The organism is Corynebacterium lizhenjunii, assembly GCF_011038655.2.
Lineage (GTDB): Bacteria > Actinomycetota > Actinomycetes > Mycobacteriales > Mycobacteriaceae > Corynebacterium > Corynebacterium lizhenjunii.
The window spans coordinates 2,251,678-2,274,407 of record NZ_CP064954.1; the positions used below are offsets into that span (position 1 = coordinate 2,251,678).

General features: G+C 61.7%; 20 protein-coding genes. 13 read left to right on the forward strand and 7 right to left on the reverse strand.

From position 1 onward, the window contains the following. Position 1: 1 nt before the first annotated feature. From G7Y31_RS10385 to purD, 4 genes are all read right to left on the reverse strand, one after another. Positions 2-802 (reverse strand): isopeptide-forming domain-containing protein, encoded by an 801-nt coding sequence (locus G7Y31_RS10385; RefSeq protein ID WP_165007190.1) that lies wholly within the window; start codon positions 800-802, stop codon positions 2-4. Positions 803-808: 6 nt separating this feature from the next. Then, complete coding sequence (locus G7Y31_RS10390; RefSeq protein WP_165007193.1) at positions 809-1,750, reverse strand: class C sortase; 942 nt, start codon at positions 1,748-1,750, stop codon at positions 809-811. Positions 1,751-1,844: 94 nt separating this feature from the next. Continuing rightward, entirely contained in the window at positions 1,845-3,503 is a 1,659-nt protein-coding gene (locus G7Y31_RS10395) for a SpaH/EbpB family LPXTG-anchored major pilin (RefSeq protein ID WP_165007196.1), read from the reverse strand. 365 nt (positions 3,504-3,868) lie between these two features. Beyond that, the gene (purD, locus tag G7Y31_RS10400; RefSeq protein WP_165007199.1) at positions 3,869-5,143 is read right to left on the reverse strand and encodes a phosphoribosylamine--glycine ligase; all 1,275 of its coding nucleotides are present in this window, start codon (positions 5,141-5,143) and stop codon (positions 3,869-3,871) included. A 34-nt stretch (positions 5,144-5,177) separates the two neighbouring features. Here purD and G7Y31_RS10405 point away from each other — a divergent pair, with 34 nt between their 5' ends. Further along, positions 5,178-5,609 carry an HIT family protein gene (locus G7Y31_RS10405; protein WP_165007202.1) on the forward strand — a complete coding sequence of 144 codons (432 nt, stop codon included), beginning with the start codon at positions 5,178-5,180 and terminating at the stop codon, positions 5,607-5,609. 64 nt (positions 5,610-5,673) lie between these two features. On the opposite strand, the gene G7Y31_RS10410 is transcribed toward G7Y31_RS10405, so the two are convergent. After that, positions 5,674-7,098: a sensor histidine kinase gene (locus G7Y31_RS10410; protein WP_342356032.1), complete on the reverse strand. Its 1,425-nt coding sequence runs from the start codon at positions 7,096-7,098 to the stop codon at positions 5,674-5,676. A 15-nt stretch (positions 7,099-7,113) separates the two neighbouring features. Then, on the reverse strand, positions 7,114-7,818 hold the full coding sequence (locus G7Y31_RS10415; protein WP_165007347.1) for a response regulator transcription factor: 705 nt from the start codon (positions 7,816-7,818) through the stop codon (positions 7,114-7,116). A 208-nt stretch (positions 7,819-8,026) separates the two neighbouring features. Here G7Y31_RS10415 and G7Y31_RS10420 point away from each other — a divergent pair, with 208 nt between their 5' ends. The 5 genes from G7Y31_RS10420 (at position 8,027) to G7Y31_RS10440 (ending at position 11,699) form a co-directional block, all read left to right on the forward strand. Beyond that, positions 8,027-9,460 carry an MFS transporter gene (locus G7Y31_RS10420; protein ID WP_235923160.1) on the forward strand — a complete coding sequence of 478 codons (1,434 nt, stop codon included), beginning with the start codon at positions 8,027-8,029 and terminating at the stop codon, positions 9,458-9,460. 381 nt (positions 9,461-9,841) lie between these two features. Then, positions 9,842-10,006, forward strand: coding sequence for a hypothetical protein (locus G7Y31_RS10425; protein ID WP_165007209.1), 165 nt, complete (start codon positions 9,842-9,844; stop codon positions 10,004-10,006). Positions 10,007-10,406: 400 nt separating this feature from the next. Then, entirely contained in the window at positions 10,407-10,571 is a 165-nt protein-coding gene (locus tag G7Y31_RS10430; RefSeq protein ID WP_165007212.1) for a hypothetical protein, read from the forward strand. A gap of 402 nt (positions 10,572-10,973) precedes the next feature. Continuing rightward, complete coding sequence (locus tag G7Y31_RS10435; RefSeq protein WP_165007215.1) at positions 10,974-11,138, forward strand: hypothetical protein; 165 nt, start codon at positions 10,974-10,976, stop codon at positions 11,136-11,138. A 396-nt stretch (positions 11,139-11,534) separates the two neighbouring features. Further along, a complete protein-coding gene (locus G7Y31_RS10440; protein ID WP_165007218.1) occupies positions 11,535-11,699 on the forward strand; it encodes a hypothetical protein in 165 nt (54 codons plus the stop codon). A gap of 480 nt (positions 11,700-12,179) precedes the next feature. On the opposite strand, the gene G7Y31_RS10445 is transcribed toward G7Y31_RS10440, so the two are convergent. Then, entirely contained in the window at positions 12,180-14,267 is a 2,088-nt protein-coding gene (locus G7Y31_RS10445) for an OPT family oligopeptide transporter (RefSeq protein WP_165007222.1), read from the reverse strand. Between the two features lie 112 nt (positions 14,268-14,379). On the opposite strand from G7Y31_RS10445, the gene G7Y31_RS10450 reads away from it, so the two are divergent. The 7 genes from G7Y31_RS10450 to G7Y31_RS10480 all read left to right on the forward strand — a co-directional run bounded on the left by G7Y31_RS10450 (position 14,380) and on the right by G7Y31_RS10480 (position 22,667). After that, positions 14,380-15,840 (forward strand): dipeptidase, encoded by a 1,461-nt coding sequence (locus G7Y31_RS10450; protein ID WP_165007225.1) that lies wholly within the window; start codon positions 14,380-14,382, stop codon positions 15,838-15,840. Between the two features lie 209 nt (positions 15,841-16,049). Next, entirely contained in the window at positions 16,050-19,109 is a 3,060-nt protein-coding gene (locus G7Y31_RS10455) for a Na+/H+ antiporter subunit A (RefSeq protein ID WP_165007228.1), read from the forward strand. Beyond that, positions 19,099-19,602 carry a Na(+)/H(+) antiporter subunit C gene (locus tag G7Y31_RS10460; protein WP_165007231.1) on the forward strand — a complete coding sequence of 168 codons (504 nt, stop codon included), beginning with the start codon at positions 19,099-19,101 and terminating at the stop codon, positions 19,600-19,602. The genes G7Y31_RS10455 and G7Y31_RS10460 overlap by 11 nt, the downstream gene beginning before the upstream one ends. Next, positions 19,599-21,524, forward strand: coding sequence for a Na+/H+ antiporter subunit D (locus G7Y31_RS10465; RefSeq protein ID WP_244977379.1), 1,926 nt, complete (start codon positions 19,599-19,601; stop codon positions 21,522-21,524). The genes G7Y31_RS10460 and G7Y31_RS10465 overlap by 4 nt, the downstream gene beginning before the upstream one ends. Continuing rightward, the gene (locus tag G7Y31_RS10470) at positions 21,517-22,035 is read left to right on the forward strand and encodes a Na+/H+ antiporter subunit E (RefSeq protein WP_165007234.1); all 519 of its coding nucleotides are present in this window, start codon (positions 21,517-21,519) and stop codon (positions 22,033-22,035) included. Before G7Y31_RS10465 ends, G7Y31_RS10470 begins: the two co-directional genes overlap by 8 nt. Beyond that, positions 22,036-22,311, forward strand: a complete 276-nt coding sequence (locus G7Y31_RS10475; protein WP_165007237.1) for a monovalent cation/H+ antiporter complex subunit F — start codon at positions 22,036-22,038, stop codon at positions 22,309-22,311. A gap of 2 nt (positions 22,312-22,313) precedes the next feature. Next, positions 22,314-22,667 (forward strand): monovalent cation/H(+) antiporter subunit G, encoded by a 354-nt coding sequence (locus tag G7Y31_RS10480; protein ID WP_165007240.1) that lies wholly within the window; start codon positions 22,314-22,316, stop codon positions 22,665-22,667. Positions 22,668-22,730: the final 63 nt, after the last annotated feature.

Here is a 22,730-nt window from a genome sequence, read left to right on the forward strand (position 1 = left end):
GCTAACGGCCTTCCTGCCCGCTGCCGTTGTGCCCGCGGTTGCGGCGCTTCAGCAGCACACCGGCCAGAATCAACAGCGCGGCAAGGCCCACCACGCCGAGTACGGACGCACCAGTGCGCGCCAGCCCGCCAGGTGGCGAGGGGTTGCTCGGTGTCGGGGTGGTGCCAGGCTGGGAAGGCACCGAGGTCCGCGGGGCATCGGCAGGCTGCGACGGTGTCTCGCGCGGAGTTGGGGTCGGCGTTGGTGTGGGCTCCGACTGAGGCGTGGGCGGCACAAAAGGTGGATATGGTGGGCGCGGCTGGGTAGTCTCCGGAGTATCATCCGGGGTCTTGACCTTGGCGTGGACTTCCGGCGCGCAATCCCACCCGGTCTCGCTTCCCACCGGCAGGGTGAGCACAAAGTCCTGCGGACTAGCATCAGCATTAGCAGCAGCCTCAGCGCTCACGAGGTACGCGCCGACTGGCAAGCCCTGCAGCCGCGCGTGGCCCGTGCTATTCGTGGTCGCACGCCAGGTGCCATCGGTAGGCAAACTAGCAGCGCTACGAATATCCAGATTCTCTACAGCATCCCAGCCTGCCTGCGTGTGCAGGTCAATATCAGCCAGCCTGGTCACGCTAAACTTGGTGCCCGCACCACCGTCTTCCACAATGAGTGTGAGCTCTACCGTGTCACACTGGGAGACGTCTGCTACTTCTAGCTTGCCGATGTCCCCCGTAACCACACTGGCACCAGCTGGCAGGGCACCCAGGCTGACAGCCACGCACGCTGCGGCTATCCCCACACGGGTAGTTGCCTTTGTCATCATGGTTTAGTCTTCCTCGCTGTTGCCAGTAGGTTCGCCGTCATGGCTTTCGCCGCCACTATCGTCTGCCTTGCGCAGGGTGCGCCATAGCCACGCTGCCAGCAGCAGCGCTACCAGCACGGCACCTGCCATAAAGGCCCACATCCACCACTGCCAAGCAAGGGCTGGGGCGGCGTCGAAAGCCTCCAAGTCCTCGTGGTCCAACTCCACGCGATGGCCGTGGACCAACAGGCGGTGGGTGTTGATGCCATAGGGGGTACAGGTAACCAACGTGATAAGGTCCTGCCCTGCCTGCGGGCGCAGGCTGTCTGTCTCATTCGGCAACACCACTTCGATGTGATCCACCTCGTACTTGAGCTTTTCGCCTGAGACCTGCACATAGATGGCATCGCCTTCTGCGACATCTTTCAGATTGTCAAAGAGCGTGGCATTAGGAAGTCCCGTATGCGCAGTAAGCACCGTATGGGTATCCTCGCCCCCAACCGGCAAGTCCGATCCATAGAGGTGACCCACACCAATTTGCAACGTGTGGTGGTCCGTGCCGTGGTACACCGGCAGGTTAACCCCTGCAGTAGGCACTACCAGACGCGCCATGGCATCGCCATAGCTGAGCTGGTCCGTGTAGGCCTTGTAATCGCCATTGTCCTTTTCCACCTGGGCCAACCACGGGTCCAAAATGGGACCGGTGGAGCGGGTCTGGTTGTAGGCCCGGGCGTCCTCAATAGCAGTATTTAATTGTTCCGGATCAGCCTCCTTCTCCAACTGGGCGTACGCATCCGCAACACGCTGCTGCCTTAAGTTATTCAGCTGCGTAGCTACCACCGGGTAGACCATCACGGCCAGACCCAAAAGCACCAACAGCGTGGTCACCAGGATGGTTTTGCGGTCATGGGAGCGCTTATCGCGGTGCCGCCCGGCACCGGGTGCAGGTTGCGTACCCAAAGTCATAAATCTCACCCAGCAGAATGAAGAAGCTAATCAAAAAGTCTGCACGGTGGGACGGCCCCAGGCCATCCCACCCAGCTCTCAAGCGACTAAGAAATTAAGCCGTCTTGGAGTTGCGACGTGCGTAGAGAGCTCCAGCACCAATCAGTACTGCTGCAATCGCAGCCAGGATGCCAATACCAGCACCACCGGTCAGCGGCAGCTTCGGAGTGGTGTCCTCCAGGTTCTTCACCGTTGCAGTCAGCTCATAGTTCTCCGCCTTGACATCGGTAGCACCTTCGCCAGCGGTACCAGTGAAGCCAGTCTCCGGAGTCTTCTTCAGCTCCAGCTTGATCGGCTTAGACAGCAGCTCGTAACCAGTCGGGGACTTAGTCTCCAGCAGGCAGTACGCCTTGAACTGCTGTTCGCTGGCGCCAGAGTTATCATCCCAGTCGTTGACGTGCAGGCCATTGATGGTCACCTGGCCCTTGTCGTTGGTGGTCCACTTTTTCTGGCCATCAACTTCGATCTTGTTGTCTTCGACCAAATCAGCCTCAGTGCACTGATTGTCTGCAGAACCGTAGACCTCGAACTCAGCGCCTTTCAGAACCTTCTTCTCGTCTTCAGCGTCCTTCTTGACGATGTTCACCTTCGCCCAGTAAGACTTGGTCTCATTGGTCTCGGTGGTGTAGTCACCACCACCGGTACCGTTGTTAGAAACCACGGTGGCCTTGTTGGTCAACTCACCAGAGGCCTTCACAGTAGCGGCGAAGGACAGACGCAGCTTCTTACCGGTCGTCTTGTAATCCTTATTGAACTTGGCCAGGCCATCCTTGGTCAGCTCAGCGGTCAGCTTCTGAGTGCCTTCATCCACTGCAACGGTGAAGTCGTCTTTGTAGGTCAAGGTCCCCAAAGCATCAGCGGTTGCATCTGCACCCAGCACCTCAACAGTAGGAGTCTGGCCTGCCTTGTAGGTGACCTTGGTTTGATCCAGGTCATCGCTAAACACAAACTTGGTCAGGCCCTTGTCCCGATCCAGACCACCCGGAACATCACCGGTAATAGAGAAGGTGATGTCCTGACCCACCTGCTGATTAGTATCTTCAACAGCCTTGGTTGCAGTGGACTCGTAATTCTTCGGATAAGCGTGAACATCGTAGTTCCACTCAGTGCCACCTTTGGCAGCGTTACCCTTGGTCATCGGCACAAAAGCAATGAACGGGGATGCCGGAGCAAAGCCAGGCTTCGGAGTGGTTTCCACCACGTAGTAAGCACCAATGGGCAGGTTCTCGAGCTTGATCACACCATCGCCATCAGTGGTCAGCTCACCTTTGACGGCATTTTTATCCTCGTACAGGTCAGCGCCAGCGACGGCACCGTCGGCATAGGTGAAGTCACTAGCCTTCAGCTTCGCAGCTTTAGCCAGACCATCGTTGGTGTTCAGATCAATGTCTTTGATCTTGAAGAACTTGAAGCCCACGCCCTCCAGTGGCGTGCCGGAAACGTTGGCGTCTTCCTCACCGGTGGGGTCGCTGGTGCTCTCCGGGTTGGCCTTCTTGTGGATGGTCAGCGTACCGGTGGTCTGGTTGATGGTGGCGGGGTGAGCGGGGTTGCCAGCCGGAGCAGGGGTGCCGGCAGGCTGCTCGCCATCCTGCGCAGCAGTGCCAGCAGGCTGCTCGCCATCCTGGGCCACGGCACCCGTAGCGCCCAGGCCCAGGGACAGGCCGATGACGGCGGCAGCAGAGACGCTGCGCAGCGCGATAACATTTTTAGCCATGTGGTAATTCCTCACTGGTGACTTGTAGCACCCGAAAACACTGATCGGGCCTTAAATCGGACATGGCGTACCAAGGGTTAGGAAGTGGACCAACCCTTATTCAGATACGTCTTAGGCAAGTGCTCCAAATAGATCGAAGCTCAGGGCCACCGTAACCCAGGCTGAATGGAATTAACAGTTTTCGGTAGTTCACTGGAGAAATAAACCCCGAAAAGCCTTACCCCCCCCCGCGATTACCTGCACAAATACCCGAGCATCACATGCAGGTGAGAATCATCACAGGTAAATCTCAACTTATTCCAAGCGCACCCGAAGCTAAGGAAGCTCCTTAGAATCGGGCGCGGATTGCAGTTAAGAAATGGACCTTAAACGGAGATCTGGCCCTCCGCGGCGGCTAGACCAATATCACTGCGGTAGAACCCACCAGGCATGTCCACCTGGTCTAGTACGGCGTAGGCGGCCGCGCGGGCATCGGCAAGCTGGGGCCCCTTGCCCAACACATTGAGCACCCGGCCCCCACTGGCCACAAAGCCCTGGCCCGCGGCGGCAGTGCCAGCGTGGAGAATCTTGGCGGTATCGCCCAAGTCAGGGGAGGTAATCTGCGCGCCCTTAACCGGGGCAGCCGGGTAGCCCTCTGCCGCCAGAACCACCGTCACGGCATAACCGTCCTCCCACTCCAACGGCGGCAACTGAGCCAGGGTGCCCGTCGCCGTGGCGTGCAGCACCTGCGCCAGCGGGGAGCGCAGCAAAGACAACACCGCCTGCGTCTCCGGATCTCCAAAACGGCAGTTGAACTCCACCACCGCCGGGCCCTGCGGCCCCCACGCCAGGCCCGCATACAGCAGGCCGGAATACGGAGTACCCCGGCGCACCATCTCCCGGGCCACCGGCACGCAAACCTCCTCTACGATGCGGCTGACTCCATCAGCTGGCAACCACGGCAACGGCGTGTACGCCCCCATACCGCCTGTGTTAGGGCCCTGGTCACCATCAAAAGCCCGCTTGTGGTCCTGGGCGGGCAGCAGCGGAACCACCGTCTCCCCATCCACCAGGCAGAACAAAGAAACCTCCGGGCCCTCCAGGAAAGACTCCAACAACACCGGATTACCCGCCGCCAACACCGCGTCCACATGGGCACGCGCCTGGGCGCGATCCTGGGTGACCACCACACCCTTGCCGCCTGCCAGGCCATCATCCTTAACCACAAAATGCGGTCCAAAGCGGTCCAAGGCGGCCTCAATATCGCCGTCCTGGGCACCCGGGGTCAGCTGCTCCGCGCGGGCAGTGGCCACTCCCGCAGCGGCCATGACTTCCTTAGCAAACTGCTTCGAGCCCTCAATCTGAGCAGCAGCCTGGCTGGGGCCAAAGACTGCAAAACCCTGCTCACGCAGCACATCCGCCACACCCGCCACCAGGGGGACCTCCGGACCCACCACCACCAAATCCGGGGAAATAGCCTGGGCCAGCTCCAACATCCGGGCAGGATCGTCCACCTGCGAGTACTCCGGGTGGACAGTGGCCAGCTGAGCAAAGGCGGCGCTGCCAGGTGCTGCGTGAAGCTGAGAAACCAACGGATCAGCTTTCAGGCCTTTGAGCAGGGCGTGTTCACGGCCGCCCGAACCAATAACAAGAATTCGCATGCCATCTATCTTAACTGCCGGTAGGGTAAGACCCATGTCTTCTGTATTTACCAAGATCATCAACGGCGAACTGCCCGGACGGTTTGTCTACCGCGACGATAAAGTCGTGGCTTTTTTATCCATCGAACCACTGCGCTACGGGCACACCCTGGTGGTGCCCGTTGCCGAGGTAGACAAGTGGACCGACCTAGACGCACAGACCTGGGCGCACCTCAACGAAGTAGCCATGAAGGTGGGCAACGCCGTCAAGAACGCGTGGGATAGCCAACGTGCCGGCTACATCATTGCAGGCTTTGACGTCCCGCACACCCACATCCACGTCTTCCCCACCGACAAAATGGAAGAATACGACTTCAAGCGCTGCTATGCTGCCGATGCCACCGATGCCGCCGCCATGGACGAGGCCGCCACCCGCATCCGCCAGCACCTGGGCACCGATACCGACGGCTACGTAGTGCAGGACTGAGGGGCTCTAGCTAGGGGGCGCTTGCCGGGGGCTCTAGCTAGGGGGCGCTTGCCGGGGGCTCTAGCTAGGGGCCTGAGGGGGCATCGGCAAGCTGAGGCTGCTCAAGCTTAGGCAAAGCCACGGTGAAGGTAGAGCCCACGCCCTCCTCGGAGACCAAAGTGATCTCCCCGCCGTGCTGCTCCACGATGGACTTAGTGATGGCCAAGCCCAGGCCAGAGCCACCAGTATCGCGCGTGCGGGAAGTATCCGCACGGTAGAAGCGCTCAAAAATATGGGAGGCAACATCCGGGCTCATGCCCCGGCCATTATCCGTGACATCAATACATACGTGCGTGCCCACCTCGCGCAAATCGATGCTGACCTCCGCGTCCTCGCCGCCGTGGCGTAGACCATTGCTGACCAAGTTCAACAACACCTGGTGCAAACGGTCCGGGTCGCCATTAACCAACGGGATTCCCTTGGACTGATTGTGAACCTCCACCTTGCGGCCCGGAAAAGCCGCCCGAGCAGAGGAACCAGCAGACAGCGCCAACTCCAAAAGGTCTACCGTGCGCAACTCCAGGCGATTGCCCTCCGCGCGAGTCAGCGCCAACAAGTCCTCTACCAGCAACGACATGCGGGTAGATTCCTCATTGACCTTCTCTAACACGCGGTCCACATCATCCGTAGCGCCCGAACGGTACAGCTCCGTGTAACCGCGCAAACTAGTCAGCGGAGTGCGCAGCTCATGCGAAGCATCCCCGACAAAGCGGCGCATCTGCTCCTCCTTATTCTGCGCAGTCTCCACCGAACGCTGAATCTGCGCCAACATGCCGTTAAGCGCCTGGGACAACTCGCCCACCTCCGTGCGGGCGTCCCACTTAGGCACACGTTTGTCCAGGTTGCCAGCCGCGATTTCCGATGCCGTCTTTTCCACCACCTGCAAAGGGCGCAAGGCCCGCTGGATACCCCAATAGCTGACCAAGCTGATAATGACCAACACGGCGAAAGAAATGAGCATCTGGATAGCCGCCAGGCCACGCAGCTGGTTATTCTCACGCTCCACCCGCTTGGCCACCACAATGACAGTGCCGCCGTATTCAGTGGCAATCGCGCGCCACTGGGGGCTGTTCTTAGGCGAGGTGGCGCGGGTGCCATCCACCGGGGTGGCGTCCACCGTCTGCGGCGGGCCGTCGATGACCAAGTCCTCCACCTTCGGCACCGCCGACGGCTCCAAGTTGAAGTACTGCTCGCGGCCATTGGGCTGAAAACTAATCAGGGAGTACTCACTGGGCGGGTGGCGGGCGTTATCATCGCCCAACAACTCCTCATTGCGCGCCCAACCATTGACCGCGGCGCGCAGATCCTTATCCACCTGGCCATAGACAGTCTCCCGCATGATGGTGTTTACCGCCAGCGAGCTAATGCCCAAACCCAACGCAGATACCACCACCACCATGACCATCAAACTCACGCGCAGCGGCACTGACGTAGCCAGCCCCGAAGTCAAGCGGGAATGCATAAGCTAACTGCGCGGCTTTCGCAACACATAGCCCACGCCGCGCACCGTATGAATCAGCTGGGTCTCCCCCGTATCAATCTTGCGGCGCAGATAAGAAATATAGGACTCCACCACGTTGCCGTCACCACCAAAGTCGTAGTGCCACACGTTATCCAAGATCTTTGCCTTCGACAGCACCACCTCCTTGTTCTGCATGAGGTAGCGCAAGAGGTTGAACTCCGTGGGCGAGAGATCAATGATCTCACCAGCCTTGGTGACCTCATGGGTGTCATCATTCAGCGTCAAATCCGCATACGTCATGGTGGCGTCCGCGCGGCCATCATCTGCCAGCTGGCCACGGCGCAAAATCACCCGCAGCCTGGTAATGACCTCCTCCAGACTGAAAGGCTTAGTCACATAGTCATCCGCCCCAATAGTGAGCCCATGTATACGCTGGTCCACACTATCCTTAGCCGTCAAAAACAGCACCGGGCCATCCAAGCCCTCCTGACGCAACTTGGTCAGCAGCTCAAAGCCGTCCATGCCGGGCATCATCACATCCAAAATGTAGGCGTCCGGGTTAATCTCCCGGGCAACCCGCAAAGCCTCATTACCCGAACCAGCCGTATGCACCTCGAAGCCCTGAAACTTCAAGGACACCGTGAGCAACTCGACGATATTGGGCTCATCATCAACTACTAGGACAGTGACGTCTTTTTCTTCCACCAGAAAGCCTTCCTTGGTATGGGTTGGGGGTTATGGGTTTTGGGGTTAAAGGGCTAAACAACTTCAATTACAAGGCAGTATGCCATCTAGCCTATAGGAGGTTCTTCCCAGAAGCTGTCAGAATGCTGTGAAGGGGCGGCTGGGGCGCACGAAAGAGCACACGGAAGCGGGCGTAAACAAAAATGAACAAACATCATTAGAATAGTCAGCCATGAGAACCCACCGATGGACTTTCTTCGCGGTCATTTCCATTGGCCTGCTGATGATTGGCCTTGATAATTCTATTTTGTATACCGCGCTGCCTACCTTAGCGACCGAGCTGGACGCCTCTGATACTGAGCAGCTGTGGATTATCAACGCATATGCACTGGTACTGGCCGGACTACTGCTAGGCACCGGCACGCTGGGCGACAAGGTGGGCCACCGACGCATGTTCCTGGTGGGTCTCGCGATTTTTGGTCTATCTTCCTTGGCGGCGGCCTTTGCGCCTTCGGCATGGCTATTGGTCGCCGCACGCGCCTTCCTGGGTCTGGGCGCCGCGGTGATGATGCCCGCGACGCTGGCTTTGATCAGGCATACCTTTCCCGATGAAGTCGAGCGCAACACCGCCATCGGCATCTGGGGTTCCGTGGCAGTCACCGGTGCGGCGGCCGGGCCGACCGTCGGCGGGTTTTTGCTAGAACACTTTTGGTGGGGATCGATATTCCTTATCAACGTTCCGATTGTCGCCGTGGCCTTTCTGCTGACCTTGTGGCTGGCGCCGCCCAACCAGCCGAACCCAGACAAGCACTGGGACCTGCCGTCGGCACTATACGCACTGGTAACACTGACTGCCCTGGTGATGGTGATTAAATCCACCGCCAGTGCGCACTACGGCACCGCGGCAATCACACTGGGAGTGACCGTGGTGGGCGCGGTCGTTTTTGCGCTGCGGCAACGCAAACTGGACGATCCTCTGCTGGCGTTTGAGATCTTCCGTTCCCGGATTTTCAGCGGCGGCGTGCTGGCAGCCGGCGGGGCCATGTTCGGCCTCGCCAGCCTGGAGATGTCTACCACCCAGAAGCTACAACTGGTAGACCAATTCACTCCCCTGGAGGCAGGCCTAGTGATCTCCGCCATGGCTATCGCGGCCCTGCCCACCTCCGTCCTGGGCGGCGCTGTGCTGCACAAAGTTGGCTTCCTGCCGCTGATTAGCGGCGGATTCCTGTTGATGACGGTATCCGCCGCCACCGTCTGGTGGGCCGGCGGGCGGGATAGTTTCACTGTCTTCGTCGTGGCGATGATCCTCGGCGGGCTGGGCGCGGGCCTGGTAATGTCCGTGTCCTCCACCGCGATTATCGGCGGCGCTCCCCTCCACCGCACCGGCATGGCCGCCGGCGTGGAAGAAGTTTCCTACGAGTTCGGAACCTTGCTGGCCATCGCCATCACCGGCTCTCTGGTGCCTTTCTTCATGGCACGCCACACTGACCTGTCCACCGATGCCCTCCACCAGCCCGACCTCCACAGCCTCGCCGCCCCCGCCTACAACAGCGGTTACCTGACCACCATCGGCCTCATGGCGCTGGTGCTGCTGACCATCACCGTGATTACCGTCTGGTGTTTCCGCGACAACCCCAAGTCCGGATCACACGCGGTGGTGCACTAGTAAACGGGAGCTAGCCAGTGGCCGGGACGCCTAGGATGATTGGCCTAGACACCCCGGCGCATTGACGGGATGCTGTTCTTACCTTCGGGGACTATCGTTCTTCCGCCGATGCGTAGCCCCTCTTCCTCCATGCGTAGCCCCTCCTCCTTAATACATAGCCCCTCTTCCCTAACGCGCGGGCAACCGGTAGAGTGTTGGGTGGTTCACAAACACGATTGACTCGGGGGTCCTCGGATTAGCCGTTAGGCAACCACGACGCTCGGGAAAAGAAATGGATGTGACTTCCTCGTCGGTGCGCGCCAAAGCCCGCGCCAACGTGGGCTAACTCCCGCGCTCCAAACGGGCGAGGGACCAACCCCTCCGAACGAAGGGAGGTGTGTAATGGGCAAACACTCACTGAGCAAGCGCCCTAAGCGCACACCCGGTCGCGGAAAAGAGAACTCCACTGCCAGCTGGGATGCCATCCTTGAGCTGGTCAGCGGAGTAATCTACTTCGCGGCTGCGATGGTGGACTTGATTAGTGCCATCATCCACCTGGGCCGCTAGGCCCAAGCGTCCTCAGCCGAAATCTACGGAGGCTGGGGACGCTCCATTTCCAGCTTGCCCGCGCAAACGGCCAAACTGTTGCCCACAGTCTAGCACCACCAGCCAACAGCGCAACCCCCAAATTCTCGGTCAGAGAGACCTGCTCAAGACTAAAACCTCACCCTTCGCAGGGGGCCTAAAAGTCCTTCCCGCCGACACAATCAACAGGTATAGTGTTGGGTGGTTCACAAACATGCTTGACTCGGGGGTCCTCGGACTAACCGCAAGGTAACCACGGTGCTCGGGAAAAAATGGATGTGACTTCCTCGTCGGTGCGCGCCAAAGCCCGCGCCAACGTGGGCTGACTCCCGCGCTCCAAACGGGCGAGGGACCAACCCCTCCGAACGAAGGGAGGTGTGTAATGGGCAAACACTCACTGAGCAAACGCCCTAAGCGCACACCCGGTCGCGGAAAAGAAAACTCCACCCTCAGCTGGACACTCAAACTTCAGCTGACGGGCGGAGTAATCTACTTCGCGGCTGCAATCGTGGAGTTAGTAACTGCACTGCTCCACCTGGGCCGCTAGGCCCAGATATCCTCAGCCGAACTACCACGTGGCTGGGGATATCCCATTTCCAGCCTGCCCGCACAAACGGCCAAACTGTTGCCCCACAGTCTAGCACCAACAACCAACAGCGCAACCCCCCCCAAATTCCCAGCAACCCCTACTAGAGGTCGGAACTTCGCCTTTCGTCGAGCCTTTGGCTCCCTTCCCTCGCTGCCGAACAACGAGTATAGTGTTGGGTGGTTCACAAACACGATTGACTCGGGGGTCCTCGGACTAGCCGCAAGGTAACCACGACGCTCGGGACAAGAAGATGGATGTGACTTCCTCGTCGGTGCGCGCCAAAGCCCGCGCCAACGTGGGCTAACTCCCGCGCTCCAAACGGGCGAGGGACCAACCCCTCCGAACGAAGGGAGGTGTGTAATGGGCAAACACTCACTGAGCAAACGCCCTAAGCGCACACCCGGTCGCGGAAAAGAGAACTCCACTGCCAGCTGGGACACCATCCTAACGCTGGTCAGCGGAGCAATCTACTTCGCGGCCGCACTGGTGGACTTGATTACAGCCATAGTCCACACGGGCCGCTAGGCCCAAGCGTCCTCAGCCGAAATCTGCGGAGGCTGGGGACGCTCCATTTTCCAGCCTGCCCGCACAAACGGCCAAACTGTTGCCCCTCAGTCTAGCACCACCAGCCAACAGCGCAACCCCCAAATTCTCGGTCAGACCTGCTCAAGACTAGAACCGCACCCTTCGCAGGAGCCTAAAAGCCCTTCCCGCTGGCGCAATCAACAGGTATAGTGTTGGGTGGTTCACAAACACGATTGACTCGGGGGTCCGCGGACTAACCGCAAGGTAACCACGACGCTCGGGACAAATGGATGTGACTTCCTCGTCGGTGCGCGCCAAAGCCCGCGCCAACGTGGGCTAACTCCCGCGCTCCAAACGGGCGAGGGACCAACCCCTCCGAACGAAGGGAGGTGTGTAATGGGCAAACACTCACTGAGCAAGCGCCCTAAGCGCACACCCGGTCGCGGAAAAGAAAACTCCACTGCCAGCCGGATTGCCGTCCTTGAGCTGGTCAGCGGAGTTATAATTCTCGCGGCCGCACTGGTGGACTTGGTTACAGCCATAGTCCACACGGGCCACTAGGCCCAAGCGTCCTCAGCTGAAATCTACGGAGGCTGGGGACGCTCCATTTCCAGCCTGCCCGCGCAAGCGGCCAAACTGTTGTCCCACAGTCTAGCACCAACAACCAACAGCGCAACCGAAGCTGCCCCAGGTCGATAGGACAAGCCCTACTTGTATAAGTCGCGGGATAGTTTCGTATCCAGGTGACCCGCCGCCGGTTGCGTTTTCCCAGGTCGCATTGCGGGTTCGCGGCTACTTGTATAAGTCGCCGGGTAGTTTCGTATCCAGGTATCGCGTGGGGCGGATGGTACTAGACACCAGATGCTTCAGCCTGGCATCTCGCCTTACGACGCACGCCGCGCCGTTTCGATGCAGCGCACCCTCCTTGTCTAATTCGCCAGACAGAGGCTATGGAATTAGCGCCAAGGAGGGTGCGAGGGCCAGCAACAAGATCCCGCAGGGTAAGACCAAAGTAGTCAAACCCCGAACGGGCGTGGGAGGTTAACTAGCGGCCTTCTTGCGGGTCCAGGAGTAAATGCCCGCGATGGCGACGGCGAAGACCACCACGCCGAGGACGCTGGCAGCGGTGCCGCCGGGGAAAATCTCCAGCGGGCTGGCGCCGCCAGAGGCCGCGATGATAGCCGCGTTGACCACGCCGAAGAGGGACTCGCCCACAATCAAGCCGGTGGCCAGCAGGGTGCCGGTACGCTGCTTGAACTCGGGGTTCGGTTGGCGGGCGGCCCAGCGATCATAGAACTTACCCAGGATGGCGCCCAGCGGAATGATGATCGTCAGGGATACCGGCAGGTACATGCCCATGCCGACGGCCAGCGGGGACAGGGAGTACTTGTCAGTGGTGGCGCGGAGGACCTCATCAATAATGATGAGCACCGCGCCAATGCCCATGCCGGTGAAGATGAGCGACCAATCCAGCGAATTATCAAAAATACCGGAGGCCACCGAGGACATCAGCGCAGCTTGCGGAGCAGCGAGTGCGTCCTCGCCGGCGCCCTCCATGCCCTGGAAGCCGAAGCCGGTGAGCATAATTTGCAGAATCGGCGGGATAACCACGGAGCCAAACAGCACGCCGATAATCAACGCCACCTGCTGCTTCCACGGGGTGGCGCCCACCAGCTGGCCGGTCTTAAGGTCCTGGAGGTTGTCGTTAGAAATGGTGGCGATGCCAAAGACAATGGCGGCGGTGAACAGCGTATATGCCACCAAGGACAGCGGCTGCGCGTCGGTGCCGCGGGTGACGGCAGCAATCAGCAGCGAGACCGCCAAAACGGCGATAATGCCAATGGAGGAAATAGGCGAGTTAGACGCGCCAATCAGACCAGCCATATAACCACACACAGACGCAATGACCAGGCCCAAAACCAGGGTAAAGAGCACCGAAATTGTGATAAGGACTACCTTGTGTTCCTCAATATCAGTACCCGCGACAAAGTTCCACAACAGCCCCGCGATAGGCACCATGAGCAGCACAATCGTGCCTGCCACATACGGGAAAGGAATGTCGCGCTCTTCTACGGCGACTTCCTGGCCGGACTTACGGTTGCGCGAAGAAGCTAAGGACTGGGCGATGCCGCGCCCAATCGGCCCGGCAATTTTGATCAAGGTCCACACTGCGGCGATGGCCATGGTGCCCACGCCGATGAAGCGGATTTCGGAAGAAAAGACGGTATCAACAATATCTGCCAGCGCTGCGGTGTCCGTCGCGGCCGCTACCTCCCCCGCGTTGCGCAGCGGCAGGAGCACGAAGAAGGAAATAAACACGCCCACCAACATGGCTATACCGACGGGCAACCCCACCAGGTGGCCAACGCCAATCAGCGCCATGGACAGCGAGGAGCCCAGCGTGGTAGCGCCCGTGCCAAACTTGAAGTAGCCCGAAACCGAGGAGGCAATGGCCTTGGTGGCCGCCAGCAGGGAGACTGCGGCAGAAACCAGGCTGCCTACCAGGATTACCCGCAAGCCCTTGGCGTTTTCGGCGGCAGGGTCGGCGGGCGCGGCACCGTCGGCAGACCTGGCACCGGCGGCGGAGGTCACACCGGCAGACCTGGCGCCATTGGCGGCATCGGCAAGCGAGGCGTCGGCGGCATCGGCAGACATGCCGGCGGAATCGCCGACCTTGAGCACCTCGGCGGCGGCCACACCTTCGGGATAGGGCAGGTCAGAGCCGGTGACCAAAGCGCGGCGCAGGGGGATGGAGTACATCACGCCCAGGATGCCGCCGATGGCGCACACCGCAGTAGTCTCCCAGAAGCTGAAACCGGTCCAATAACCGACCATCACCAGACCAGGCAGGACGAAAATGATGGCGGACAAAGTGCCGGCGGCAGACGCGATGGTCTGCACGATGTTGTTTTCTTTGATATTGTGGCCAGCAAATTTGCGCAACACGGCCATGGAAATCACGGCTGCGGGAATGGAGGTAGCAAACGTCAGGCCCACCTTGAGACCCAGGTAGACATTTGCGGCAGTAAAGACAAGCGTGATCAGTCCGCCGATGATGACGCCGCGCAGCGTCAGCTCGCGCAGCTCGGAGTGCTCGCGTGTGCCATCCGGGGCTAGTGGGGTAGCCATGGAAGACCCTTTCTATTGACTAATAGTGAACACTCGAATGGTAGTCCCCGCGCGCGGAAATGCCACATCGAATATGCACATCACCGCACGTTTGGGGGATAGAGTGGGACGCATGAGTTCTTCTACTACTGATACTGCCCAGGCCGTGCGCACCTTTATCGAGGCTGACCGCGAGCGCATCTTTAGCCAGCTGGCGGAGATTGTGGCCTTCAACTCCGTACACAACGAGCCCGGCTGTGAGGCCGACAATGCCGCTGCCGCGCAGTGGGTGCAGGACCGCCTGCGCGAGGCCGGGTTTGCAGTGGAGGCCATTGCCACCACCGATGGTTCCACGGCCCTGCTGGGCACCAAGTCTGCCGATGCTGCCGATGCCCCCACCGTCCTGCTCTACTCCCACTACGACGTGGTGCCCGCCGGGGACCACGCGGCGTGGGAGTCGCACCCCTTTGAGCTCACGGAACGCCCAGGCGCGGCGGGCAACCCGCGCTGGTACGGCCGCGGGGCGGCGGATTGCAAGGGCAACCTGGTCATGCACCTGGCGGCGCTGCGCGCGGTGGAGGCCGCTGGGGGTACGCGGGTGAACGTGAAGGTGCTCATCGAGGGCTCGGAGGAGCGCGGTGGTGAAGGCCTGAGCCACCTGATTGCCACCCGCCCGGAACTTTTTGCTGCGGACGTCATCTTGATTGCCGATGCCGGCAACGCCAAAGCCGGCCAACCGACCCTAACCACGTCCTTGCGCGGCGGTGCGCAGATTGAGGTCCGCGTGGACACGTTGAGCGCAGCAGTGCACTCGGGCCAGTTTGGTGGGGCCGCGCCGGATGCCGTCAAGGCGCTGATGCGGGCGATTGATTCGCTGACGGATGACTACGGCCGCACCGTCATTGACGGCGTGGACTGCGCGGGCGTATGGCCTGGCCAGGCCTATCCGCCGGAGGACTTTGCCGCCGATGCCCAGATGCTGCCCGGCACCGAAATCATGGGCGCCGGGGACCCGGCCGGTGCCACCCCGGTGGCGGATATGATTTGGGCCCGCCCCGCGATAAGCGTGACTGGTTTTAGCTCCACACCGGTGGAGCAGGCCGTCAACGCGGTGCCGGCGACGGCCGCGGCGAACCTGAATCTGCGCACCCCAGCCACCATGGACCCCCAGGCCACGGCGGAGGCCGTGTGCGCGCACTTGGAAGCCCACGTGCCGTGGGGCGCGAAGCTGAGCTGGAGCATCAAGGACGCCAACCGTGGCTTCGAGACCGATCCGGACAAGCCCGCTGCGAAGCTGCTAGCCGAGTGTTTGGCAGACGCCTACAGCGCCGGGCAGGACTCCGCGCAGGACGCCGGTCGTTCCGTCGGGCAGGGATCTGCGCAGGACGCGGCACCCGTGAGCGTCAGCGCACAGGGCATGGGCGGGTCGATTCCCCTGACGGTGGAACTCCAAGAGGCATTCCCGGAGGCCGAAATCGCGCTGTTCGGAGTGGAGGAGCCGCAGTGCACTATCCACTCCGCAAATGAATCGGTGGATCCGGAGGAGCTCAGCGCCATCGCCATCGCTGAGGCGCTGTTCCTCACGCGACTCTAACCCCGAAGGCGCAGCCCCTCGGAAGCCGTTGGCGGGAGCAAGCCGGCAGCCGTCGGCGGGAGGAAGCCGGCAGCCAGCGGCAAATGCGCGGCGACGGGCAAGGCCCGCCCCTTTACGCCTCTTACGCACCTTTACGCAAGTGAAAAAATTACGGTACTGTGGTACCCGTTCACTACAGGCTTTAACTAAACGAGGGGTCCGCCACTGCCGTGCTGCTTTTGCTCATCGCCTTGCTCGCCGCATCTGTTGCAGCACCCGCGCTCATCTATTATCTAGGCCGGCCGGCCTTTGGACTCATCGCGCTGGTTCCCGGCGCGGGATTCTTCTGGGTCCTCAACCTCTTCCATACCGGGGCGTTCGCCAACGGCGCCGCCTTGGAGGCCACGTACCGGTGGATGCCCAGCGCCCACCTGGAGTTTGGCTTCCGCATGGACGCACTGGCCGGCCTGTTTGCCCTGATTATTTTGGGCGTGGGCACGCTTATCCTGTTGTATTGCTGGGGGTATTTCGACCACACCCCGCGGCGCCTGACCATGTTCGGCGCCCAAATGTCCGGCTTTGCCGCCGCGATGTACGGGCTGGTTATCGCAGATAACTTCCTGCTGCTCTACGTCTTCTGGGAAATCACCTCCCTGCTGTCGTTCTTGCTGGTCAGCTACTATGGGGAGCGCGCGAGCTCCCGGCGTTCGGCGCAGCAGGCGTTCATGGTTACCGTCCTGGGCGGCCTGGCCATGCTGCTGGGCATGATTGGCTTTGGCCGCCAGACTGGGGTGTGGAACTTCAGCGGGATCGCCACCCTGGATGTTGATATCACCGCCACGCCGTTCATCACGTCGTCGATTGTGTTGGTCCTGGCCGGCGCGCTGACCAAGTCCGCGATTGCCCCGGCGCACTTCTGGCTGCCAGGGGCAATGGCCGCACCTACACCGGTTTCGGCTTACCTTCACTCCGCGGCGATGGTCAAGGCAGGCATCTACCTTATTGCCCGCCTGGCCCCGGAGTTGCATGAGGTTGCCACCTGGCATCTGGTGGTAATCCCGGCCGGTTTGTTCACCATGCTGCTGGGCGGTTGGATGGCCCTCAAGCAGCGCGATCTGAAGCTGGTGTTGGCCTATGGCACGGTCTCGCAGCTGGGCTTCATCATGTCGGTCGTGGCCATCGGCTCGCGCGAGGCTATGCTCGCGGGCTTGGCGCTGACCTTCGCGCATTCCCTGTTCAAGGCCGCCCTGTTTATGGTGGTGGGCGCGATTGACCACGTGACGGGGACCAGGGACATCGGCAAGCTTAGCGGCCTGTGGCGGCGCGCGCCCATCCTGCTGGTGATTTCTGTGGTCTCCGGGCTGTCCATGGCTGGCGTGCCCCCGCTGCTGGGTTTTGTGGCTAAGGAGACGGTGCTGGAGGCCGTGATGGCTGAGGAGCTGCTGGTGGGCATGCCACGCAACATGATGTTGGTGGCCATTGTGCTGGGCTCCATGCTGACCATGGCTTATACCTTGCGTTTCCTGTGGGGGGCGTTTGCTACCAAGTCTGCCGATGCCCCCAGTGGCTCCACCGAGCACCCCGGCCTGTCGCCTGCTGTGGCTGGCATGCACGCCGTTGGTCCGCTGCTGTGGATTCCCCCCGCGGTGCTCACGGCGCTGACCATCTTCTTCGGGCTTAACCCGGGCCCGCTCAGCGGCGCCATCAATGCGCACCTGAACAATATCTTCGGTCCAGACGCGCACGGCTACCTGGCCTTGTGGCATGGATTTACCCCGGCACTGGGAATCTCTGTGGTCATTATCGTGGCCGGTTGTGTGCTGCACTGGCAGCGCGACCTGCTGGCCAAGGCCCAGTTTGAAACCCCGGCACTGGGCTCTGCGGATAACGCCTATGACTTTGTGTTGGCACAGCTGCGCACGTGGTCGCTGCGCATTACTGCGTCCACGCAGCGCGGTTCCCTGCAGGCGAGCCTGACCACCATTTTCATCTGCTTCATCCTGATTACCACCATCGCGCTGATTAGTGGGGACCTCACGGATGTGCGCATGATCATTGCAGATAACCCGTGGCAGGCTATCGCGGCGTTTATCATCATCGCCGCTGCCGTGGCCGCGACTGTCATGCACAACCGCCTCTCCGCAGTGCTGGTGGTTGGCGTAACCGGCTACGCGATGGCGGCGATTTTCGCCCTGCACGGCGCACCGGACTTGGCGCTGACCCAGCTGCTGGTGGAGACCATCGTGGTGGTCATCTTCATGCTGGTGCTGCGCAAGATGCCGGCCAACGTAGACTGGCGCCCGGAGCCCTCGCGCAATCGCCTGCGCGCGTGGCTATCCGTGGCCACCGGTCTAGCCACCGTGCTAGTGGGCTTGTTCGCCATCAATGCGCGCGTATCCCGGCCCATCTCGGAATACATGCCAGAGCTGGCCAAGGAGATAGGCCACGGCGCAAACGCCGTCAACGTGCTGCTGGTGGACATGCGTGCATGGGATACCTTTGGGGAAATCACCGTATTAGTCATCGCCGCCACCGGCGTGGCCTCCCTGATCTACCGCACCCAGTCCTTTACCCGCGCCTCGCGCCGGCCCACCCTGCAAGTCACCGGCCGGCGCTGGTTGGCTGCCGGATCCGAGTCCGAGCAGCAACAAAACCGCTCCCTCATGGTGGACGTGGCCACCCGCGTGCTCTTCCCCTCCATCATGGCGCTATCGCTGTACTTCTTCTTCGCCGGCCACAACGCCCCCGGCGGCGGATTCGCCGGCGGCCTGGTCGCCGCCCTGGCGCTCACCCTGCGCTACCTGGCCGGCGGGCGCCAAGAACTCGAAGAGGCCCTGCCCATCGACGCCTCCCGCCTCCTAGGCAGCGGGCTTATCATCTCCGCCATCGCCGCCATAGTGCCCATGGGCTTTGGCCACCCGCCGCTAACCTCCGGCTACACCAGCGTGGACATACCGCTTATCGGCGGAGTCTCCCTGCCATCTGCCCTGGTCTTTGACGCCGGCGTCTACCTGATTGTGGTGGGCTTGATTAAACAAATCCTCGACTCCCTGGGCATCAAGCTCGACGAGGAAGAAGAAGCCCGCAAGCAGCGCGCTCGCGACCGCAAGCGCTCCCTTGCCCGCCAACAACAACGCTCCGCAGGGGTTAGCTCCACCCGGGAACCGGTGGGGGTGCGCGGCGGTGGGGCTGCGGGGGCATCGGCAAGCTCAGGCACCAGCCCTATCACCGGAACATTCCGGGCCATCCCCACCCACCACCAGCCACAGGAGGAGACCAATGGAAGCTAACCTCATGCTGCTTCTGGCCACCGGCGCCCTGGTGGCGGCGGGCGTGTACCTACTGCTCGACCGCGCGATGACCAAGATGCTCATGGGCATCCTCCTCATCGGCAACGGGGCAAACCTACTCATGCTACAAGCCGGCGGACCGCCCGGCTCCCCGCCAATTATGGGCCGCGATGTTGCCCCCTACGGCGAGCGGATTGCAGACCCGCTGGCGCAGGGCATGATACTGACGGCAATTGTTATTTCCATGGCGCTGACCGCGTTCATCCTCACCCTGGCATACCGTCAGTACCGCTACCGCTCCGCGGACATTATCGAAGACGACACTGAGGATGCCGCCATCGCCGCCATCGCCACCAAGGCCCCGGCCAGCGCCAGCGCAGACATGGACGCCTCCGCGGACCCAGCCACCGGGCGCGCCACCAAGCAAGGCGATAGCTTTGGCCCGCGCTTTTTTGAAGGCCCCGTCGAAGACGCCACGGGAGGCCAGCGATGAGCGACTCCCTGCACCCCTTCGTAGACGCGCTGCTGCCGTGGGTCAGCTACCTGATCCCGCTGCCGATTCTCATCCCGGCCGTCGCCGCCGCCCTGGCGCTGCTGCTGGGGCGTACTCCCAGGTTGCAACGCGTGCTGGCATTCTTCTCCTTGCTTGCCAATGCCGTGGTGGCCGCCGCCCTGATTGTGATCGCCGACGTCGCCGGCATCCAGACCCTGCAGCTAGGCGGATGGGACGCGCCCATTGGCATCACGCTGGTCGCTGACCGGCTCAGCGCCATGATGCTCTTTACCTCCTCCGTCGTGCTCTTTAGCGTGATGTGGTACGCCATCAGCCAGGGCCTGCGCGACGGCGGCAAAGAAGACCCCGTCGCCGTATTCCAGCCCACCTACATGCTGCTGAGCATGGGCATTAACGTCTCCTTCCTAGCCGGAGATTTGTTCAACCTCTACGTCGGTTTCGAGATTTTCCTGGTGGCCTCCTACGTGCTGCTCACCCTAGGCGCCTCCCCACAACGCGTGCGCGCCGGCGTGGTCTACGTGATGGTCTCCATGGCCTCATCCCTGGTCTTCGTGCTGGGCCTGGCCCTGGTCTACGCCGCCGTGGGCACCATGAACATGGCCCAAATCGGCCTGCGCATGGAAGAAATCCCGGCCGGCACGCGCACCGCCATCTTCGGCGTGCTGCTGATTGCCTTTGGCATCAAGGCGGCCGTGGTGCCGCTGGATGCCTGGCTGCCAGATAGCTACCCCACCGCCCCGGCCCTGGTCACCGCCGTCTTCGCCGGCCTGCTGACCAAAGTGGGCGTGTACGCAATCATCCGCATGCGCACCTCCGTGTTTAGCGACGGCAGCCTAGATACCCTCTTTTTGTGGGTCGCGCTCGCAACAATGATCATCGGTATCTTAGGCGCCATGGCGCAAACGGACATCAAACGTATCTTGTCCTTTACCCTGGTCAGCCACATCGGATACATGATCTTCGGCGTGGGCCTAGGCTCCGCCCAAGGCCTTTCCGGCGCCATCTTCTACGCCATCCACCACATTCTGGTCCAGACCACCCTCTTCCTGGTCGTCGGCCTGATTGAGCGCCAAGCAGGCACGTCCTCCCTGCGGCGCCTGGGCTCGCTGCTCTACTCCGCCCCGCTGATCGCCATCTTGTACTTCATTCCCGCCATGAACCTGGGCGGCATCCCGCCGTTCTCCGGCTTCCTGGGCAAAGTCATCCTCCTCCAGGCCGGCGCCAACGAGGGCTCCTGGCTGGCGTGGGTGCTTATCATCGGCGCCGTGGTGACCTCCCTGCTCACCCTCTACGTCATGGTGCTGGTGTGGGCCAAAGGCTTCCAGCGCGACCGTGCCGATGCCCCCGAAGGCCACCTGGCCCAAGCCCGTCCCGCTCCCCTGGGCGATGTCACCGACGAAGTCGAGTTCGACGAGCGCGCCGACGTGGGCAAACTCCCCTTCGGCATGGTGGCATCCACCACTTTGCTGGTGGTGGCATCACTATCCATCACCGTACTGGCCGGGCCCATCTCCGGCGTGACCTCGCGTGCCGCGGAGTCCGCCCAAGACACCCGCAATTACCGCGAAGCAGTCCTGGGCCCCGACTTCGACGCTGCGGCTGGCTCGGCTGGCCCGGCAGGCAGCAGCGCGGCCGGCAACGACGCAAACGGCAGCGCGGCCGGCAGCGGCGCGGGCAGCCCGGCTGGCGCTGACAGTGACGGTGACGGCGGCATCGGCAAGCAAGAGCGCAAACCCGGGCGCACGCTGGATGCCCCGGAACAAAACACCGGCGGCAGCGACAGCCTGGACCGCCGCAGCACCCCGCTGCCAGACCCGGCGCCCGGCATTTCCACCGCACCCGTGACCCCCTCCCCCACCCCGGTTAGCACCGCGCCCGCGAAGGAGGACCTCCATGGCTAAACTCAGCGGCCTCAAACACCGCTTCCACCCGCTCTTCGTCCTGTGGCTCACCATCATGTGGTGCCTGCTAATGGGCGAGGTCTCCGTAGCCAACATCGTGGGCGGCATCCTCGTCGGACTGGCAGTCACCATGGCGCTGCCCCTGCCAGCCATGCCGCTATCCGGCCTGGACATCTCCTGGGGACTGCTGGCGCGCTTCATCCTGGTATGGATTGGCGAGTTCTTCCAAGCTTCCGTCAAAGTTGCCTGGCTGGCGCTACGCCCGGCCGCCCCGCCGAAGACCGCGATTCTCACCGTCCCCATGCGCGTGGACAGCGAATTTGTCCTCGCCCTGTCCGTCATGCTCTACAACCTGCAGCCCGGCGGGGCTGTGACCGACATCGACATCGCCTCGCGGCAACTGACCGTGCACATACTCGACGCAGACAACCCGCAAGCAATCGCGCGCGAACTCGCCGCCATCGCGCGGCTAGAAAAGTCAATGATCCACATCTTTGAAAGGACGGTTTAGATGGACCCCAGTTTGTACAACATCGGACTGACAGTGGCCGCGGTGCTCATCACGGTGTCCTTTCTGATCACCACGTGGCGGATTATTGTCGGCCCCAACTCGCTAGACCGCCTGGTGGGCATGGACGGCTTCGTGGCCATGTTCCAGTGCGCCATGGCCACCTACATCTGCTACTCGCTCAATACCACCGTAGTCAACGCCATGCTGGTGGTGGCCCTTTTGGGCTTCATCTCCACCGTGGCCGTGACCCGCTACCGCCGAAGGGACGTGCAATAACCATGCTTGCCGATGCCGCCTCCCTAATCTTCATCCTCACCGGCGCCCTGCTCATTTTCGCAGCCGCCGTAGGCGTGGCCCGTTTCCGCGACACTATGTCGCGGGTGCATGCCATTTCCAAACCGCAGACCATCGGACTGGTGCTGTGCCTGATTGGCGCGTGTATACGGGTGGTGTTCCACCCCGATTTTGATGTGAACCACCGTTCTGATTTGGGCATCGTGGTGTTGTTGGGGCTGTTCGCTCTGATGACGGCGCCGGTGACCGCGCAGCGTATCTCGCGTATCGCGCGCCGCGAGGGCTTGTACGCGCCGGACATGTCGCGCAACGACAGGCCGCGGGCGCGGCGGCGGTAGGCAGTGGGCTAGCAGGCGCGCGGTCGGCGCTGCAGGCGTGCGGCGGTGGGGTGGCCGCCAGCA

Coding starts and splice junctions, on each gene's coding strand:
- G7Y31_RS10420 (WP_235923160.1), top strand. CDS start 8,027: ATGAGAACCCACCGATGGACTTTCTTCGCGGTCATTTCCATTGGCCTG.
- G7Y31_RS10435 (WP_165007215.1), top strand. CDS start 10,974: ATGGGCAAACACTCACTGAGCAAACGCCCTAAGCGCACACCCGGTCGC.
- G7Y31_RS10405 (WP_165007202.1), top strand. CDS start 5,178: ATGTCTTCTGTATTTACCAAGATCATCAACGGCGAACTGCCCGGACGG.
- G7Y31_RS10425 (WP_165007209.1), top strand. CDS start 9,842: ATGGGCAAACACTCACTGAGCAAGCGCCCTAAGCGCACACCCGGTCGC.
- G7Y31_RS10390 (WP_165007193.1), bottom strand. CDS start 1,750: ATGACTTTGGGTACGCAACCTGCACCCGGTGCCGGGCGGCACCGCGAT.
- G7Y31_RS10395 (WP_165007196.1), bottom strand. CDS start 3,503: ATGGCTAAAAATGTTATCGCGCTGCGCAGCGTCTCTGCTGCCGCCGTC.
- G7Y31_RS10445 (WP_165007222.1), bottom strand. CDS start 14,267: ATGGCTACCCCACTAGCCCCGGATGGCACACGCGAGCACTCCGAGCTG.
- G7Y31_RS10385 (WP_165007190.1), bottom strand. CDS start 802: ATGACAAAGGCAACTACCCGTGTGGGGATAGCCGCAGCGTGCGTGGCT.
- G7Y31_RS10470 (WP_165007234.1), top strand. CDS start 21,517: ATGGCTAAACTCAGCGGCCTCAAACACCGCTTCCACCCGCTCTTCGTC.
- G7Y31_RS10430 (WP_165007212.1), top strand. CDS start 10,407: ATGGGCAAACACTCACTGAGCAAACGCCCTAAGCGCACACCCGGTCGC.
- G7Y31_RS10460 (WP_165007231.1), top strand. CDS start 19,099: ATGGAAGCTAACCTCATGCTGCTTCTGGCCACCGGCGCCCTGGTGGCG.
- G7Y31_RS10475 (WP_165007237.1), top strand. CDS start 22,036: ATGGACCCCAGTTTGTACAACATCGGACTGACAGTGGCCGCGGTGCTC.
- G7Y31_RS10465 (WP_244977379.1), top strand. CDS start 19,599: ATGAGCGACTCCCTGCACCCCTTCGTAGACGCGCTGCTGCCGTGGGTC.
- G7Y31_RS10450 (WP_165007225.1), top strand. CDS start 14,380: ATGAGTTCTTCTACTACTGATACTGCCCAGGCCGTGCGCACCTTTATC.
- G7Y31_RS10480 (WP_165007240.1), top strand. CDS start 22,314: ATGCTTGCCGATGCCGCCTCCCTAATCTTCATCCTCACCGGCGCCCTG.
- purD (WP_165007199.1), bottom strand. CDS start 5,143: ATGCGAATTCTTGTTATTGGTTCGGGCGGCCGTGAACACGCCCTGCTC.
- G7Y31_RS10440 (WP_165007218.1), top strand. CDS start 11,535: ATGGGCAAACACTCACTGAGCAAGCGCCCTAAGCGCACACCCGGTCGC.